Raw genomic sequence first — 16,254 nt, forward strand, 5'->3', positions numbered from 1 at the left:
GTATCGGTTACAGATAACTATGGGAATGTGGCGATAACCGTGGCAAGTAAAACGCAGCCTGCGGCTATCAAGACTGATGGTCGCAAGCGCCGCTGGCATAAGCACAAGGTCGAACGACGTACCGAGCTCGTGGACGGCACCCTCGATGCCATAAGGCACCGGGGGCGCGATATCAGCATGGATGAGATCGCCTCCGACATCGGCGTCTCCAAGACCGTGCTCTACCGGTACTTCGTGGACAAGAACGATCTGACGACCGCCGTGATGACCCGGTTCGCGCAGACCACGCTCATCCCCAAGATGGCCGCGGCCCTGTCGGCCCGCCTCGACGGCTACGACCTGACCCGCACCGTGATCAAGGTGTATGTCGAGACCGTGGCGGCCGAGCCGGAGATCTATCCGTTCGTCATGGCCAACAGCTCCACCAGCCGCAGCAAGGCCATCGCCGACTCCGAGCGCATCATCGCCCGCATGCTCGCCCTATCGCTGCGTCGCCAGATGTCTGAAGCGTCGATGGACACCCATGGCGTGGAGCCGTGGGCGTACATGATCGTGGGCGGCGTCCAACTGGCCACTCACTCGTGGATGTCGCACCCGCGGATGAGCTCCGACGAGCTCATCGACTATCTGACGATGATCTCCTGGAACGCGGTGCTGGGCATCGTGGGTGTGGGGGGATCTCGCGAGACGTTCGTCGACATGCCCCATCCGTCACCGGTTCCTCCCGCACCACAAGCGCGTCAAACCCGCTCGGCGTAATCCGACCTCGCTAGGGTCACAAGGCATGACCCTCAGGATCGACACGTCCGCTCTGCGCTACCGACCCGGCCTGAACTTCGCCGATGTCGATACCCGTTCCACGCCGGGGTTCGACGGGTCTCGGGAGGATGGCGAGGCCCTGCAGGCGGAACGGTCCGAACGCCTGGGGCTGCTGCAGGAGATGCTGTACGCCAACGGGCGCAGCGGAGACCACCGCTCGGTGCTTCTGGTCCTGCAGGGCATGGACACCTCCGGCAAAGGGGGCATCGTCAAACATGTTGTAGGGCAAGTTGATCCGCAGGGAATTGAACATGCGAGCTTCGGGGTGCCCACCGAGGAAGAGCGTAAGCACCACTACCTGTGGCGGATTCGCAACGCACTGCCCGCGGGCGGACAGCTTGGGGTCTTCGATCGTTCGCACTATGAGGACGTCCTGGTGGTGCGGGTCCACGATCTGGTGCCTCCGGCGGTCTGGGGCGCCCGCTACGACGAGATCAACGCCTTCGAGAAAGAGCTGACAGAGGCCGGCACGACGATCCTCAAGGTGGCGCTGGTGGTATCACTCGACGAGCAGAAGGAACGCCTGGCCGAGCGTCTCGACCGTCCGGACAAGTACTGGAAGTTCAATCCCAACGACATCGACGAGCGCGCGTTCTGGCCCGCTTACCAGGAGGCCTATCAAGCGGTGCTGGAGCAGACCAGCACCGAGTACGCGCCCTGGCACGTCGTTCCCTGCGACCGCAAGTGGTTCAGCAGGCTCGCGGTCACCGCACTTCTCGACGAAACGCTGGATAGCCTCAATCTCTCGTGGCCGCCCGCCGATTTCGACATCGAAGAACAGAAACACCGTCTCACGCAAGCGTGAGACGGCGTTGCCCTGTTAAGTCTCGCTATTTGACGAGGGTGAACTGACCGACGTTGGTGATACCGCGACGGAAGAAGTCCGCGCAGCCGGTCAGGTACCGCATGAAGCGGTCGTAAACCTCCTGGGACTGAATCCTGATAGCTTCCTCGCGGCGCTGTTCAAGATTCTGTGCCCAGATATCCAAGGTCTTGGCGTAGTGCGGCTGCAGCAAATGCACGCGCTCCAAGTTGAACCCAGAGTCAGCAGCTAGCTTCTCGATATCCTCAACCGCCGGCAACTGCCCGCCGGGGAAGATCTCCTCGCCGATGAACTTCATGAATTTCAGGTCACTAATGGTGAGCGGAATTCCATTTTCCCGGAAGAATTTCTGGGTGTGAGCCAGAATGGTATGCAGAAGCATTCGACCGTCATTGGGAAGAATGTCATACGCACGTTCGAAGAAGATCGGGTAGCGCTCTTGCTTGAATGCCTCGAATGCACCGATCGTCACAATTCGATCGACTTTATCGTTGAATTCTTCCCAACCCTGCATACGAATGTCGGCGGTACGGCCGGTTTCCGCGGCGACCTTCGCCAGACGCGTGCGGCTGTACTCGCTCTGGTTCTTGCTCAGCGTGATACCGACGACGTTGACGTCGAACTTGCGCATGGCGCGCTCCAGGCAGGCACCCCAGCCACAGCCGATGTCCAGCAGCGTCATCCCGGGCTCGAGGTTGAGCTTGCCCAGCGCCAGGTCGAACTTGGCCAGCTGCGCCTCGGCGAGAGTCAGGTCGTCGCGCTCGAAGTACGCACAGGTGTAACCCATGGTTTCTTCGTCAAGGAAAAGGCCATAAAATTCGTCCGAAATGTCGTATATGGACTGAGATTCCTCGTAGTACGGCTTCAGATCGGACATTTACTACAGCACCTAATTCCCATCACATTTTGGCTACTCTGTACTGGACGGCACCCTAGCATGGTCAACTGTGCCTACCTCTTAGGAACGGCCACCGGCCAACCCAACTGCCCCAACAGCGCCCGGGCTGCCCCCTCTACCCGTTGAGCATCCTCTGTGACCCCCAGGACGCGCAAGGTCGCGTCCGCCAACGCCTCCGGAGAGATCGAATCACCGTCGGCACGAAGCATGATTACCGACTCGACAAGCCGGAAAGGTAGCCGCTCGACCCCGGCGCGGATCATGTCCGCGCGGCAGGCCGCCGCCGCCAGATCCTGATAGTGCGCACGGAGCTGGTCTCGCTTACCCCGGAATACCGCGAATCGATCGGCACGCAGATCGGGCAATAGATAGAGGGCGCCCAGGTTCCATCGGCTCGCCGCCAGCTGGGCGGCATCGGCCAGCGCCAGCGCGTACAGACGCACGACCGGCGGCTCCGGGCGACCGACAACCAGCCCCGCGTAGTGCAGGGGCTGGTCGATCGTCATCGCCAGCAGCGCATCGAGGATGTCGTCTTTGGTCTTGAAGTGGTAATACAGCGAGGCCTGCTGCACGCCCACCGACTCGGCGATGCGCCGGGTGGTGGTTGCCGCGAATCCATCGGTGGTGAACAACTCGGCCGAGGCATCGAGAATCTCGTCGCGGGTGGTCTTTCCCTCGCGAATCGGACTGGTGCGCCGCGGTCGTCCTGACATTGTGCCGACCCTTCCATGTACCGCTCGGCAACGCCCTCATTCCATCGGGTGGTGAGCGTTTCGTCATCGCTGCGACATCTGCGAAACGACAATGTTACACCGCGCCCACGTTCCGAAACGGCACTGTCACCCATGCGTACCGGGCGCCCGTCAGACTTACTTACCTATCGCATGACAGATATTTCTTCCCACATAGACGTGGGTTTTCTGACCACACAGGGCGCACAAGACGGTGCCCGAGGACCGACCTGGGAGTGCCCATGAACGCCCCGACGGCCACCGAATCCGCGGCCCGGTCCGCGGCGAGCATCGCCGGCTCCGACTCCGACGACCTTGCCGCGTTCGGCTACAAACCTCAGCTACACCGGAGCCTTGGCAAATTCGCATCCTTCGCAGCGGGATTCTCGTTCGTCTCGATCCTGACGACGATCTTCCAGCTGTTCGCATTCGGGTTCAGCTTCGGCGGCCCGGCCTTCTTCTGGACTTGGCCGATCGTCTTCGCCGGGCAGTACATGGTGGCGCTGAATTTCGCCGAGCTCGCGGCGCGCTACCCCATCTCCGGGGCCATCTATCAATGGGCCCGCAGGCTCGGCGGTGCCGTGGTGGGCTGGTTCGCCGGCTGGTTCATGATCATCGCTCAGATCGTCACCGCATCCGCGGCGGCCATCGCACTGCAGGTGGTCCTCCCGACGATCTGGAGCGGATTCCAACTCATCGGCACGGACTCCTCGTTGACCAGTGTCAGCGGAGCCTCGAACGCGGTGTTGTTGGGATCGCTGCTTCTGGTCGCGACCACGGCGATCAACGCCGTCGGGGTCAACTGGATGTCCCGCATCAACTCCATCGGTGTCACCTGCGAGATCGTCGGTGTGGTCGCCGTGGTGGGCATGCTCTTCGCCAGCGCCGAACGCGGTCCGAGCGTGGTGCTGCACACCGGAGAGGCGGGCAGCGGATATCCGTGGGCATTCCTGGCGGCCGGGCTCATGGCCGCTTACGTCCTTGTCGGATTCGGGTCGGCCAGTGAACTCGCCGAGGAAACCCGGAACCCACGCCGGGTCGCCCCGCGCACCATCCTGTCCGCGATCGTGGTGTCGGCGATCGGCGGAGCGCTGATGATTCTGGGCGCCCTGATGGCCGCCCCCAGCCTGACCGACGGCCAACTGGCCACCGGCGGCCTTCCTTATGTATTGGACAGCAAGCTGGCCTCCCCGTTCGGCACGCTGCTGCTCGTCGACGTGGCCATCGCGGTGTTTGTCTGCACTCTGGCCATCCAGACCGCGGCCTCACGGTTGATGTTCTCGATGGCCCGCGACGGCAAGCTGCCGTTCTCCTCTGTGCTGTCGCACGTGAACCCACGAACCGGCACCCCCATCGCGCCGGCGGTGGTGGTCGGGGTGTGCTGCGTGTTGATCCTGGTGGTCAACTTCGGCAACGCCGCACTGTTCACGAGCCTCTGCAGCGTCTGTATCGCACTGATCTACCTGGCGTACCTGATGGTCACCACACCGTTATTGTTGCGCCGCTTGGGCATCGGCGGCAGCAAGTGGGACGCGAATGTGGGGCAGACCGATGCCGACGGACGAAAGCTCTTCTCTCTCGGACGATTCGGACTCCCGATCAACATCCTTGCCGTCTGTTACGGCGCCTTCATGGTGCTCAACCTGTCCTGGCCGCGCGCGGCCGTCTTCGACCCGACCGGCACGCACCCCTATCTGGTGTGGATAGCTCCGATCTGTATCGCCGCGGTGCTCATCGCCGGGATCGCGGCCTATCCGCGACGTGCCGATTCCACCACCGAGGAGTTGTCCTGATGACGACCGCTACCACCAAGGGGGCGCGAGACCACGCCCGCTCACAGGCCGGCCAGATCACCGACGCGATGCCGGTGCTGCCCGCCTCGAACTGGCCCTGGACTCCCAGCGACATCACCGCGTCGGCTCTGATTTGGGCGGAGACCGTCCCCGGCGGCCGGTACGCGGGCAAGGTGCTCGGCCGCGGCACCCGACTACGGCTCACCGACACCACCGGCTCGGCCTGCGTGAGCGTGGTGCTGCTGCGCGCCGATGCCCCGTGGGAGCGGCTCAACGTCGCCGACACCGTCAAGGTGCCGTGGCAGGCCTATCTCGGCACCGGGCATCCGCTGCTCTCGGACCAGGGCCGGGTGCTGGCCACCATCGTCGCCGATAGCTCCGGACATCACGACACCTTCTGCGGAACCAGCACGCTGACCGCGAATGCCGCCAAATATGGTGCGGGCGAACTCTATTCGAATAGCCCCGCGGGGCGCGAGCTGTTCACATTGGCCGCCGCGAAGCACGGGCTGGCTCCGCGCGACATCGGTCCGTCGGTGTCGTTCTTCCACGGAGTACGCGCCGAGGCCGACGGCGCACTACGTAGCACCGGCACCGCGGGCGCGGGGGCCGCGGTGGATCTGCTGATCCACCTACCGGTGATCGCCCTGCTGGTGAACACCGCCCATCCCCTCGATCCATCGGAGACCTTCGACACCGGGCCCGTCCAGGTGTTGGCCTGGCCCGCGCTCGACGAGTTGGTCGACCTGCCCAACAACGATCCGGAATATCAACGTGCGGTGCTCAACACCGAAGACGCCTGGGCAGCCGCCCGGAACGGAGAAACACTGTGACACGCACGGTTCTCGACGAAGTCGTCCCTGCCCGTGCCCCGTGGAGCGCTGTCGTCGCCGCCGGGGATGTACTCACGATCATCGACCTGAAGGGCAACCAGGCCGTCGACACCCTGCTGTATTCGGCGACCGACACCGCGGTGCGTTACTCGGCACAGGCGACCATCGCGGCACAGTCAAACCTGTTCCTGCGCAGTGGAACAGTGCTGCGCGCAGAAGACGGTAGCCCGCTGATGACCATCGTGGAGGACGAAGTCGGCAGCCACGACACCATCGGTGGGGCATGCTCGCAGGAATCGAACACCCTGCGTTACGGCCACCACACCAAACACCAGCACGCGTGTGTGGAGAATTTTCTGCTGGAAGGCGCCAAGTGGGGCCTGGGTAAACGAGACCTGGTGTCCAACATCAACTTCTATATGAACGTCCCGGTGGATGAGGACGGGACACTCGGCATTGTCGACGGCCTTTCAGCACCGGGAAAGAAGATCAAGCTCCGGGCCGAGGTCGACACCCTGGTGCTGGTATCGAACTGCCCGCAGATCAACAACCCGTGCAACGGATTCGATCCCACCCCGGTACGAATGGTGGTGGATAGCGTATGAGCATCATGACGGTCACCGCACCCGGCATGCTCACAACAGTGCAGGACTGGCCCGGACGCACCGGGTACTGGCAGGTGGGTGTGCCACCGTCCGGCCCGATGGACGACTTGTCGTTCCGGCTCGGCAACAAGGCCGTAGGCAACCCCGAGGGCGCCGCGGGACTGGAGGCGACACTCGCCGGTCCCACCCTGCATTTCACCGAGGACACGCTCGTCTGCGTCACCGGAGCTCCGGCACTGGTCACCGTCAACGGCAGGCCGGTCCCCCAGTGGCGTGCCGTCACCGTTCCCGCCGGCGGCACGCTGGCCGTGGGCGCCGCCGCCGACACCGGGATGCGGATCTACGTGCTGATTGCCGGCGGCATCGAGATTCCGCATTTCCTGGGCAGCGCAGCCACCTTCACCCTCGGCGGGTTCGGTGGTCCCGCGGGACGTGCCCTGGCCGCCGGAGACGCCCTCCCGCTGGGGCACTCCGATGACACCGAACCGCAATGCATTCCCGGTGACGCACAACCGGCCATCGGCCATCACTGGGAGCTCGCGGTCACCGAGGGGCCACACGGCGCACCCGACTTCTTCACCCGCAGCGATATCGACGAGCTGCTGTCGACCGACTACGAGGTCCACTTCAACTCCGACCGCACCGGGGTGCGCCTCATCGGCCCCAAACCTCAATGGGCGCGCACCGACGGCGGTGAGGCGGGCCTGCATCCGTCGAACATCCATGACAACGCGTATTCGATTGGCGCCCTGGACTTCACCGGCGACACCCCGATTCTGCTCGGCCCCGACGGCCCCAGTCTGGGCGGGTTCGTCTGCCCGGTCACGGTGGTTTCCGCCGACCGGTGGAAGCTGGGGCAGCTGCGCGCCGGCGACACGCTCCGATTCGTCAGAATCGAGGCCGCCCGCAGCGCATCGCTGCGCTCGATCGGTATCGACCGGCGTGGGCACTGGCCCTCGGTGTTCTCCACTCGTGGCGACGGTGATGACGGTGTACTGGCCTACCGTCCGGCGCGTGAGGACGCACCCGATATGACGTACCGGCGCAGCGGCGATGACAACATTCTGGTCGAATATGGCGACATCACACTGGATTTGGCCTTACGCGCGCGCGTCCACGCATTGCACCAGCGGCTCGAGGACACCCACACCAACGGCATCGTCGATCTGACACCGGGCATCCGTTCGCTGCAGGTGCACTTCGATCCCGACAGGCTGCCCATGGGCAAAGTGTTGGGGCTGCTGGACGATATCGACGAGCATCTGCCCGCCTCCGACGAGCTGGTGGTGCCCAGCCGCCGGGTTGCCATGCCTCTGTCGTGGGATGACCCCTCGGCCCGCGATGCTATGGAGCGCTACCGCCTGGGCGTGCGCGCGGATGCCCCGTGGATGCCGTGGAACATCGAATTCATCAGGCGCATCAATGGCCTGGACACCGTCGATGACGTGTATCGCACGGTGTACGACGCCTCATACCTAGTGCTGGGCCTCGGTGATGTCTACCTGGGCGCGCCCGTGGCCACGCCCGTCGATCCCCGGCATCGCCTGGTCACCACCAAGTACAACCCGGCGCGTACCTGGACCCCCGAGAATGCCGTCGGCATCGGCGGGGCGTACCTGTGCATCTACGGCATGGAGGGACCCGGTGGATATCAGCTGGTAGGGCGGACCGTACAGATCTGGAACCATCGGCACCCGGACAACGCCGGCGCGTTCGAACCCGGGACTCCCTGGCTGCTGCGGTTCTTCGACCAGATCAGCTGGTATCCGGTGAGCTCCGAGGAGCTGCTCGAGCTGCGTAACGAGCTTGCCACCGGGCGCGGCGCCGGCGGTGTCAGGATCACCGACGGTGAGTTTTCCATGGCGGAATACTCAAGGTTCCTTGCCCAAAACGCGACGTCAATAGGCGAGTTCCGCGATCACCAACGCTCGGCATACGCCGCCGAGCGCGAAGCATGGAGTACTGCGGGCGAATTCGCCCGGGTCTAGCAAGTGAGCGCCCCGAACCCCTCGCTCGCGATACCGGGGCGTGTCACTTTGCTGTCTGAATTAACCACCCCTGGCGATCTTGGTCAAGAGAAATGGGCACACTGACATTTCCAGGGGCCATCAAGGGACGCCGTCGCCGAACACGGCAAGGGCGCACCGTTCGCACACAATCGGGCTGAGATCTGTGCGTACGGTGCGCCCTCGCGCAGTGGGGTGGCTTATTTGGCCTTGTATTCGTAGAACCCGACGCCACTCTTCTTGCCCAGGCGCCCGGCCTCGACCATACGGAGCAGCAGCGGCGGGGCCGCATACAGCGGCTCCTTGTACTCGTCATACATCGAATCGGCGATGAGCTTGAGGGTATCCAGGCCCACCAGGTCCGAGAGGCGCAGCGGTCCCATCGGGTGCGAAAGACCCGCCACGACGGCCTTGTCGATGTCTTCGACTGTGGCAAAACCAGATTCGGCCATCCGGATGGCCGCCAACAGGTAGGGAACCAGCAGGAAGTTGACCACAAAGCCTGAGCGGTCGGCAGCACGGACAACCTGCTTACCCAGCACCTCGCTGGCGAAGGCCTCGGTGCGCGCGGCCGCCTCGGACGTGGTCACCAGCGTCGAGATGAGCTCGACGAGTGGCAGGACCGGTACCGGGTTGAAGAAGTGCAGACCCAGCACACGGCCCGGGTTCTTGGTCGCCGCGGCGATCTTCATGATCGGGATGCTGGAGGTGTTCGACGCGAGAACCGCATCGGGATCGGTGATCACCTCGTCGAGCTTGGCGAAGATCGAGGATTTGATGGACTCGTCCTCGATGACCGCCTCGATGACCAGCTGACGATCGGAGAAGTCGGCCAGGTCGGTGGTGAACTTCAGATTGGCGACGGCGGCATCGCGCTCGCGCTCGGTGATCTTCCCCGCAGAGACGCCGCGGTCCAGCGACTTGGTGATGCGGTCGCGACCGGCAGTCGTCAGCGCCTCGGTGGTCTCGAACACCAGGACGTCGACACCGGCACGTGCCGACACCTCGGCGATACCCGCGCCCATCTGTCCGGCGCCGATAACTCCTACGCGCGTGATTCCATCCGTCATCTTCGTACTACTCCCTGAACATCGTTGTTAGTTTTGACTTTCCAGCACACAGGCCCCGCCCAACGGGATACGTGGGCGGGGCCTGTGCTGTCAACTCAGTGGGTCACACCGAGAGTCTTGACGTGGGCGCATTGCCCGGCTAGAGCTCGGCTCTGCTTAGTGGAACTGACCCTCTTCGGTCGAGCCCTTCAGCGCCGCGGTCGAGGTGTTCGGGTCCACGGTGGTGGCGATCCGGTCGAAGTAACCGGCGCCGACCTCGCGCTGGTGCTTGGTGGCGGTGTAGCCACGAGCCTCGGCCGCGAACTCGCGCTCCTGCAGGTCGACGTAGGCGGTCATGCCCTCGCGGGCGTAGCCGTAAGCCAGGTCGAACATCGAGTAGTTCAGGGCGTGGAAGCCGGCCAGGGTGATGAACTGGAACTTGAAGCCCATGGCACCCAATTCCTTCTGGAACTTGGCGATGGTCGAGTCGTCCAGCGCCTGCTTCCAGTTGAAGGACGGGCTGCAGTTGTAGGACAGCAGCTGGTCCGGGAAGTCGGCCTTGACGGCCTCGGCGAACTTGCGGGCGACCTCGAGGTCCGGCACACCGGTCTCCATCCAGATGAGGTCGGCGTAGGGAGCGTAGGCCTTGGCACGCGCGATACAGGGCTCGATGCCCTTCTGCACGTTGTAGAAGCCCTCGGAGGTGCGCTCACCGGTGACGAACGGCTTGTCGCGCTCGTCCACATCGGAGGTGATGAGGGTGGCGGCCTCGGCGTCGGTACGGGCGATGACGACGGTCGGGGTGTTGGCGACGTCAGCGGCCAGGCGCGCGGAGGTGAGGGTGCGGATGTGCTGCTGGGTGGGGATCAGCACCTTGCCACCAAGGTGGCCGCACTTCTTCTCCGAGGCCAGCTGATCCTCCCAGTGGGTACCGGCGGCACCCGCGGCGATCATGGCCTTCTGCAGCTCGTAGACGTTCAGGGCGCCACCGAAACCGGCTTCACCGTCGGCGACGATCGGCACCAGCCAGTTGTCGACGCTGGTGTCACCCTCGACGCGGGCGATCTCGTCGGCACGCAGCAGGGCGTTGTTGATGCGGCGAACCACTGCCGGCACCGAGTTGGCCGGGTACAGGCTCTGGTCGGGGTAGGTGTGGCCGGAGAGGTTGGCGTCACCGGCAACCTGCCAACCCGACAGGTAGATGGCCTTGAGGCCGGCCCGGACCTGCTGCACGGCCATGTTGCCGGTCAGCGCGCCCAGCGCGTTGATGTACGAGTCGTCGTCCTTGGTGACGGCGTCCCACAGGATTTCCGCGCCACGGCGGGCCAGGGTGTTCTCTTCGACGACGCTGCCCTGCAGCTCTTCGACCTGGGCGGCGGTGTAGTCGCGGGTGATGCCCTTCCAGCGGGGGTTGGTGTCCCAGTCCTGCTGGATTTCGGCCGCGGTGCGCGGCTTGCCGACATTCGACATTGGTGCTCCTCTGTTACTTGCCCAGACGTTTGGCTGTCGCAGACAGATTGTTAACGCCCGGGCACGTTCACTGCGTTGACTGTTACGACGATGTCACAGACCATATGCGCAGGTCCACCCGTTCCCAATGCCAATTTTCGCTAGGTATTAACGGGCTTTTGCTAACCTTGCGAAGCGGCTAATCGTACGCCCGTACTGTTGCTACCGATCGGTAACCAACAATCCCCTGTTCAGAACGCTCGTACTGTTAAACCATTGACGCCGCGTCTAGTTATCGAGCGAATATCGACGCGAGAGCCTTCACATCGTCGCCAACGACATATGTGAGCGTTGTAACACCGCGACCGGGGACGCCGAGCTCGGTTCCGTCCTCGTAGACGTTGGTGATGATTTCGAGCTTGTCTCCCAGCGAAACCGCGGAGTCGTGCTCGAGGCTTACCCGATAGGGGCCCGACAGCAGCTCCGGATTCCGCGAGAGGTGATCCTCCACGATGCTCCAGTAAACGGAGTTATTCATGTGGTCGAACAGGTCCATATCGGTGAAGCGCACCGGGAAGTCTCGGATATCGGTCGCGGTCTCGCGATTACCCGGCTTGTTATAGGGCTTCCACCTCAACCGGTCCACCTCCGTGGTGGACGCGACCGTGGCAAGGAAGTCGTCTTCGATACGGGCCGGCCCCTGGGTCTCGCGGCTGATGTGAATCCAGAACGCCTCGGACTCGATAAGGCCGCCCGCTCTGCCATCCACCCGCACCCGCATTTGGCACCACCGATTAGAGGTGGCCGAACACCAGCGGCGCAGCCACAGCGCCTCCCTGAACTCAATCGGCCTGATCACGTCGATCATCGTGCGGCGGACTATCCAGTGCGGGTGGCTGTCCTCGGCCTCCACGCCGCGGAGGTGATCTTGGCCGATGTCCTGGATATGCCGAGCGGCTCCATCCAGCCGTAGACGCCCGCCGGAGTCGACGTCGGCGATGCGAACGGGCCAACGCCCCTCGTAGACGTGGGGATGCGCGTGCGGAACGGGCATCATGTCTTTGTCGAGGCCGGTGCTGGCTTCCACGCTCACGGTTCGGTCCTTTCGCGAGGTCACGCCGGCTCCCGGCACGACGGAGACTGCGTCAACCGCGCATTCTTCGCAATCCATGGTCCCACAATCGAAACCGGCCAAATATCGACGGCGTGTCACGGCCTCAAGACTCGTCCACGCAACGCGCGCTCCGCTGGGTCATACGATCATCCGGTGGTAGCCACGCGGCCGGAACGTGACAACCGGGGGGCCGAGTTCTTCTCGCAGCCGCCGGCCTGTTGTTCGTCATCGCCATCGGTGGACTCGCAATCACCGGACACACCCGGGTCCGATTCTCCTCGGATGAAGCGGCCGGCCCCTATCCGCTGTGGATGCCGCTGGCCTCAACCCTGATCGTGCTACTGCTCACGCGCCTGGTACCTCCGCATCTGTCGGCGATCGACCCGCTTGCCGACATCGCTCGTCGGCGCCTCATCCGCGAAGTATGGATATTGGTCGGAGCGGCCCTCGCGTTTCCCACCCTGGTCATCACGGCGACGGCCGCTGGGATACCGCGTGATGCCGTGTACAGCCCCATCAAGGTGCTGATGTTCCTCGTGATCCCCTTGTTGGCCTTTCGGATACTCCGCGGGGACGGCCCCAAGGCCCGGTGGTGCACCCGCCTGGACCGTACCCGCATGCTTGCGCCGATCGTTCCGGTCGTGGCGTGGATCGCGCTCGCCCGACTGGGCCCCCTCGCACCGCCCGCCGGGTCCCTGTCCGGCCTGCCCGATCCCGTCACCGTGGCTGCGGCATCGCTGATCACATTGCTGACCGCGGGCGTGCTCGAGGAGGTGTTCTACCGCGGCTTTGTACAGACCCGGCTGGAATCACTGGTAGGCCGCTGGCCGGCCATCGCCACCGCGTCGGTGCTCTTTGCCGCAATGCATATCGCCTCGCACGTCCACGCCACCACCTTGGCGGTGGACCTCGCGACCATCGTGGCGGTCCAGGGAACATTCGGCGTGATGCAGGGCTATTTATGGAGCCGATATCGAAACATCTGGGCTCCGATAACCATTCACATCGCCGTCAACCTGATCTATCTCGACATGCTCATCGACTGATGATCGTTCCCGCACGCAAAGACACATCACCGCGGCAATGACGCAGAGCCCGGCGGCGAATCGAAAAGCGTTGTCGTAGTTGCCCTGCTGATCGCGCAACCATCCCGCACCCGCTGCTGCGATGGCCGCTCCAAGTTGATGCGAGGCAAAAACCCATCCGAACACCACGGGGGTGCGATCCCCGAAGTAACGTCGGCACAGTGCGATGGTCGGCGGCACGGTGGCCACCCAATCCAGCCCATAGAAGATGATGAACACCCAGGTAGAGGGCTCAGCACGCGGAGAAAGCAACGCCGGCAACAGCATCAGCGATAGGCCACGCCCGAAGTAGTAGATGACCAGCAGGACACGCGCGTCGACTCGGTCGGTGAGCCATCCGGAGAACACCGTTCCCGCGACGTCGAAAATCCCGATCAGCGCCAGCAGGCTAGCGGCCATGGTGGTCGGCATCCCGTGATCGTGCGCCGCGGGAATGAAGTGTGTGCCGATCAATCCGTTGGTGGTCATGCCGCATATTGCGAAACTGCCCGCCAATAGCCAGAAGGCCGGTTGTCGCGCTCCGATGAGCAGCCCCTCGAACGCCGCACCGAAACCAGCGGATGCGGCCCCCGACTCATCGGTGTCGGCACCGTAGGGCCCGGTTTCCTTATCGGCCGGGCGGTTTCGCATGAACAACACGACCGGCGGAACCACGGAAAGTGCCGACACGGCCACGATCACCGCGGCCCATCGCCAGCCATAGGCGTCGGACACCACCGCCACCAGGGGCAGGAAGATGAGCTGCCCGGTGGCGCTGGCGGCCGTCAACACGCCGGTGACCGATCCGCGGCGCGCGACGAACCACCTCGTCGCGATGGTGGCCACGAATCCCATCGATATCGATCCGGTGCCGACGCCCACCAGCACACCCCAGAGCAGCAAGAGCTGCCAGGACGAATCCATGAACACGCTCAGGAAGGTGCCCGTAGCGATCAACATGAGCGCCGCCGCCAGCACCGAACGCACTCCGAACTTATCCATCAACGCGGCCGCGAACGGTGCGGTGAGCCCGAACAGCGTCATATTGACCGACATCGCCAGCCCAATGGTGCCGTGCGACCACCCGAACTCTGCGTGCAGCGGATCCATCAGAACGCCCGGGACCGATCGGAACCCGGCCGCGGCAAGCACCGCGACAAATGCCACCGCGGCGATGATCCAGGCAGGGTGCGGCCTGCGGCGGCTAAGGGATTTGGGGGTTTTGGGCACCGGAGACTGCGTCACCCGCCCAGGCTGACCGATACCGGCGTTACCCACAATTGGCATAAATGCCAATAGGTGTAAAAATCATGCCATGGCACATACGGTGGCCGTCTTGATGCTCGAACCACTGATCGGCTTCGACGCGACCATCCCATCGCTGATGTTCGGTCAGGCCGGTGCCGACCGCTACCGGGTCATCACCTGCGGATTGTCCTGTGCCCCAGTCAAGACCACCTCGGGATACGCGATCACCCCCGAGGAGGGGCCGTCTGCGCTACGCCGCGCGGACACCGTCATCGTCCCCGGCACCCGGTATCCGCCGGCGCGCCTTCGGGGTGAGTTGACCGACGAACTCCGTGCCGCATTCGACACGATCCGCCCGGGCACCCGCATCGTCTCGATCTGCACCGGGGCCTTCGTGCTGGCTGCCGCGGGACTGCTCGACGGCCGCCGCGCCACCACCCATTGGCACAAGGCAGACGATTTTCGTGCCCTATATCCACAGGTGCTGCTCGACGAGGCGGTCCTGTTCGTCGACGACGGCGACGTGCTGACCTCGGCGGGGCTGGCCTCGGGAATCGACCTGTGTCTACACATTATTCGACGAGACCACGGCACAGCGGCCGCCAACGAGGTGGCCCGGTATTGCGTGGTGCCGCCGTGGCGGGAAGGCGGCCAGGCACAGTTCATCGACCGCCCACTTCCCGAATGCACCGGAGATTCGACGGCATCCTCCCGCAGCTGGGCCCTGGAGAACCTCACCGAACCCTTGACGGTGCGGCAGCTGGCCGACCATTCCCGGATGAGCGTGCGGACCTTCAATCGGCGTTTCCGCGACGAGACCGGACTCTCCCCCGGTGATTGGGTGCGGCAGCAGCGCGTCGAACGCGCTCGGGCGCTCCTGGAATCACACGATCTTGCTGTGGACGAGGTGGCCCGAAGGTCGGGCCTGGGCTCGGCCGCGAATCTGCGGCATCACCTGCGCCGCGGATTCGGCATGAGTCCCACCCACTACCGAAAAACGTTCCGGGGCAGCTAGACGATGCCCACGCCGGTAAGCACCTGCCAGACCCCGACCACCGCGAAAAGGATGAGCAGCACCAGCTGCCGGTGGGCAAGCGCCCAACTGTGAACCGGCTCGAGCACGGCTAGTGTCCTCGCCGGAGCGATCACGTAGCTGATGAGTGCCACCTCGAAAACGGCAAGCATCGCGAAGACGAAAACGATGGCAGCCAGAATCTGCGTACCCATTGAGGTTCCCGAGCCGACGATGATGGTGTCGACGAGCAGCACCAGCGGAGGCGGCGGCATGTATCCGATGCCGAGGACCAGGGCGACCCACAGCGCCCCGTTCTCCCAGGCGCCCTTGCCATGATGAAAAAGACGTCGAAACTTCGACACCACAACGGCGACGGCACTTCTGATACGGCCGACAGAACGGGTCTCGGCGGTCGCCGGCTCCGGATCGAGGACCAAAACCGATGAATCCCCGCCCCCACCGGCGGCCACAGGCTGATTCTCGCGCTTGCGCGACCGAAGCCGCACCGCGATCACAACGGCCAGCACAATGCACAGCACACCGGTGCCCAGCTGAAGAGGCTTCACGGACGAACCCGGGTCCGCCGTCGCAAGGTTCTTCGCGAAGGACGCAAAACTCGGGACGAGATGCAGTGCGAAAAGCGCGACAAGGAAAGACGGCACATTCACGATCAGTGCGCCAACCCAGAAGGCCAGGAGGTTCTGCACCGGGCGAGGCCGCGAGATGACTACCAAAATCAGGCCAAGCAGCACCGGATTGAGTGACATCAAAAATGCCAACCCCAACAGTTCCCGCCACATATCGGTA

At 64.0% G+C, this 16,254-nt stretch carries 15 protein-coding genes; 8 read left to right on the forward strand and 7 right to left on the reverse strand.

The window, feature by feature from the left end; genetic code table 11:
* Positions 1–39: 39 nt before the first annotated feature.
* On the forward strand, positions 40–759 hold the full coding sequence (locus MSTE_RS21020) for a TetR/AcrR family transcriptional regulator (RefSeq protein WP_162291484.1): 720 nt from the start codon (positions 40–42) through the stop codon (positions 757–759).
* 25 nt (positions 760–784) lie between these two features.
* A complete protein-coding gene (locus MSTE_RS21025) occupies positions 785–1,624 on the forward strand; it encodes a polyphosphate kinase 2 family protein (RefSeq protein ID WP_096504124.1) in 840 nt (279 codons plus the stop codon).
* 25 nt (positions 1,625–1,649) lie between these two features.
* Here MSTE_RS21025 and MSTE_RS21030 read toward each other — a convergent pair whose 3' ends face one another.
* Both MSTE_RS21030 and MSTE_RS21035 read right to left on the reverse strand, forming a co-directional pair.
* On the reverse strand, positions 1,650–2,519 hold the full coding sequence (locus MSTE_RS21030; protein WP_064409646.1) for a cyclopropane mycolic acid synthase family methyltransferase: 870 nt from the start codon (positions 2,517–2,519) through the stop codon (positions 1,650–1,652).
* Between the two features lie 74 nt (positions 2,520–2,593).
* Positions 2,594–3,253, reverse strand: a complete 660-nt coding sequence (locus tag MSTE_RS21035; RefSeq protein WP_096504126.1) for a helix-turn-helix domain-containing protein — start codon at positions 3,251–3,253, stop codon at positions 2,594–2,596.
* 260 nt (positions 3,254–3,513) lie between these two features.
* On the opposite strand from MSTE_RS21035, the gene MSTE_RS21040 reads away from it, so the two are divergent.
* The 4 genes from MSTE_RS21040 to MSTE_RS21055 are packed head-to-tail and all read left to right on the forward strand — an operon-like array spanning position 3,514 to position 8,490.
* The gene (locus MSTE_RS21040; RefSeq protein ID WP_046254855.1) at positions 3,514–5,064 is read left to right on the forward strand and encodes an amino acid permease; all 1,551 of its coding nucleotides are present in this window, start codon (positions 3,514–3,516) and stop codon (positions 5,062–5,064) included.
* A complete protein-coding gene (locus MSTE_RS21045) occupies positions 5,064–5,897 on the forward strand; it encodes an urea amidolyase associated protein UAAP1 (protein WP_096504128.1) in 834 nt (277 codons plus the stop codon). Before MSTE_RS21040 ends, MSTE_RS21045 begins: the two co-directional genes overlap by 1 nt.
* Entirely contained in the window at positions 5,894–6,502 is a 609-nt protein-coding gene (locus MSTE_RS21050; RefSeq protein ID WP_162291485.1) for an urea amidolyase associated protein UAAP2, read from the forward strand. The genes MSTE_RS21045 and MSTE_RS21050 overlap by 4 nt, the downstream gene beginning before the upstream one ends.
* 5 nt (positions 6,503–6,507) lie before the next feature.
* Positions 6,508–8,490: a 5-oxoprolinase/urea amidolyase family protein gene (locus MSTE_RS21055; protein ID WP_096506197.1), complete on the forward strand. Its 1,983-nt coding sequence runs from the start codon at positions 6,508–6,510 to the stop codon at positions 8,488–8,490.
* A 218-nt stretch (positions 8,491–8,708) separates the two neighbouring features.
* On the opposite strand, the gene MSTE_RS21060 is transcribed toward MSTE_RS21055, so the two are convergent.
* The 3 genes from MSTE_RS21060 to MSTE_RS21070 form a co-directional block, all read right to left on the reverse strand.
* Positions 8,709–9,578 carry a 3-hydroxybutyryl-CoA dehydrogenase gene (locus MSTE_RS21060; RefSeq protein ID WP_096504132.1) on the reverse strand — a complete coding sequence of 290 codons (870 nt, stop codon included), beginning with the start codon at positions 9,576–9,578 and terminating at the stop codon, positions 8,709–8,711.
* 156 nt (positions 9,579–9,734) lie between these two features.
* The gene (aceA, locus tag MSTE_RS21065) at positions 9,735–11,027 is read right to left on the reverse strand and encodes an isocitrate lyase (protein ID WP_096504134.1); all 1,293 of its coding nucleotides are present in this window, start codon (positions 11,025–11,027) and stop codon (positions 9,735–9,737) included.
* A gap of 271 nt (positions 11,028–11,298) precedes the next feature.
* Complete coding sequence (locus MSTE_RS21070; protein ID WP_162291704.1) at positions 11,299–12,063, reverse strand: acyl-[acyl-carrier-protein] thioesterase; 765 nt, start codon at positions 12,061–12,063, stop codon at positions 11,299–11,301.
* 275 nt (positions 12,064–12,338) lie between these two features.
* Here MSTE_RS21070 and MSTE_RS21075 point away from each other — a divergent pair, with 275 nt between their 5' ends.
* Complete coding sequence (locus MSTE_RS21075; RefSeq protein ID WP_096504136.1) at positions 12,339–13,166, forward strand: CPBP family intramembrane glutamic endopeptidase; 828 nt, start codon at positions 12,339–12,341, stop codon at positions 13,164–13,166.
* On the opposite strand, the gene MSTE_RS21080 is transcribed toward MSTE_RS21075, so the two are convergent.
* Positions 13,080–14,471: an MFS transporter gene (locus tag MSTE_RS21080; RefSeq protein WP_096504138.1), complete on the reverse strand. Its 1,392-nt coding sequence runs from the start codon at positions 14,469–14,471 to the stop codon at positions 13,080–13,082. The genes MSTE_RS21075 and MSTE_RS21080 overlap by 87 nt on opposite strands.
* 28 nt (positions 14,472–14,499) lie before the next feature.
* Here MSTE_RS21080 and MSTE_RS21085 point away from each other — a divergent pair, with 28 nt between their 5' ends.
* Entirely contained in the window at positions 14,500–15,447 is a 948-nt protein-coding gene (locus MSTE_RS21085) for a GlxA family transcriptional regulator (protein ID WP_096504140.1), read from the forward strand.
* On the opposite strand, the gene MSTE_RS21090 is transcribed toward MSTE_RS21085, so the two are convergent.
* On the reverse strand, positions 15,444–16,247 hold the full coding sequence (locus MSTE_RS21090; protein ID WP_096504142.1) for a GAP family protein: 804 nt from the start codon (positions 16,245–16,247) through the stop codon (positions 15,444–15,446). The two genes, MSTE_RS21085 and MSTE_RS21090, sit on opposite strands and share 4 nt — an antisense overlap.
* Positions 16,248–16,254: the final 7 nt, after the last annotated feature.

Origin of the sequence: [Mycobacterium] stephanolepidis, assembly GCF_002356335.1 — a bacterium.
GTDB lineage: Bacteria > Actinomycetota > Actinomycetes > Mycobacteriales > Mycobacteriaceae > Mycobacterium > Mycobacterium stephanolepidis.

Excerpts from the sequence above, each read along its gene's own strand:
- MSTE_RS21025 (WP_096504124.1), top strand. The coding sequence starts at position 785 with ATGACCCTCAGGATCGACACGTCCGCTCTGCGCTACCGACCCGGCCTG.
- MSTE_RS21030 (WP_064409646.1), bottom strand. The coding sequence starts at position 2,519 with ATGTCCGATCTGAAGCCGTACTACGAGGAATCTCAGTCCATATACGAC.
- MSTE_RS21035 (WP_096504126.1), bottom strand. The coding sequence starts at position 3,253 with ATGTCAGGACGACCGCGGCGCACCAGTCCGATTCGCGAGGGAAAGACC.
- MSTE_RS21040 (WP_046254855.1), top strand. The coding sequence starts at position 3,514 with ATGAACGCCCCGACGGCCACCGAATCCGCGGCCCGGTCCGCGGCGAGC.
- MSTE_RS21045 (WP_096504128.1), top strand. The coding sequence starts at position 5,064 with ATGACGACCGCTACCACCAAGGGGGCGCGAGACCACGCCCGCTCACAG.
- MSTE_RS21055 (WP_096506197.1), top strand. The coding sequence starts at position 6,508 with ATGACGGTCACCGCACCCGGCATGCTCACAACAGTGCAGGACTGGCCC.
- MSTE_RS21060 (WP_096504132.1), bottom strand. The coding sequence starts at position 9,578 with ATGACGGATGGAATCACGCGCGTAGGAGTTATCGGCGCCGGACAGATG.
- aceA (WP_096504134.1), bottom strand. The coding sequence starts at position 11,027 with ATGTCGAATGTCGGCAAGCCGCGCACCGCGGCCGAAATCCAGCAGGAC.
- MSTE_RS21070 (WP_162291704.1), bottom strand. The coding sequence starts at position 12,063 with ATGATGCCCGTTCCGCACGCGCATCCCCACGTCTACGAGGGGCGTTGG.
- MSTE_RS21080 (WP_096504138.1), bottom strand. The coding sequence starts at position 14,471 with ATGCCAATTGTGGGTAACGCCGGTATCGGTCAGCCTGGGCGGGTGACG.
- MSTE_RS21085 (WP_096504140.1), top strand. The coding sequence starts at position 14,500 with ATGGCACATACGGTGGCCGTCTTGATGCTCGAACCACTGATCGGCTTC.
- MSTE_RS21090 (WP_096504142.1), bottom strand. The coding sequence starts at position 16,247 with ATGTGGCGGGAACTGTTGGGGTTGGCATTTTTGATGTCACTCAATCCG.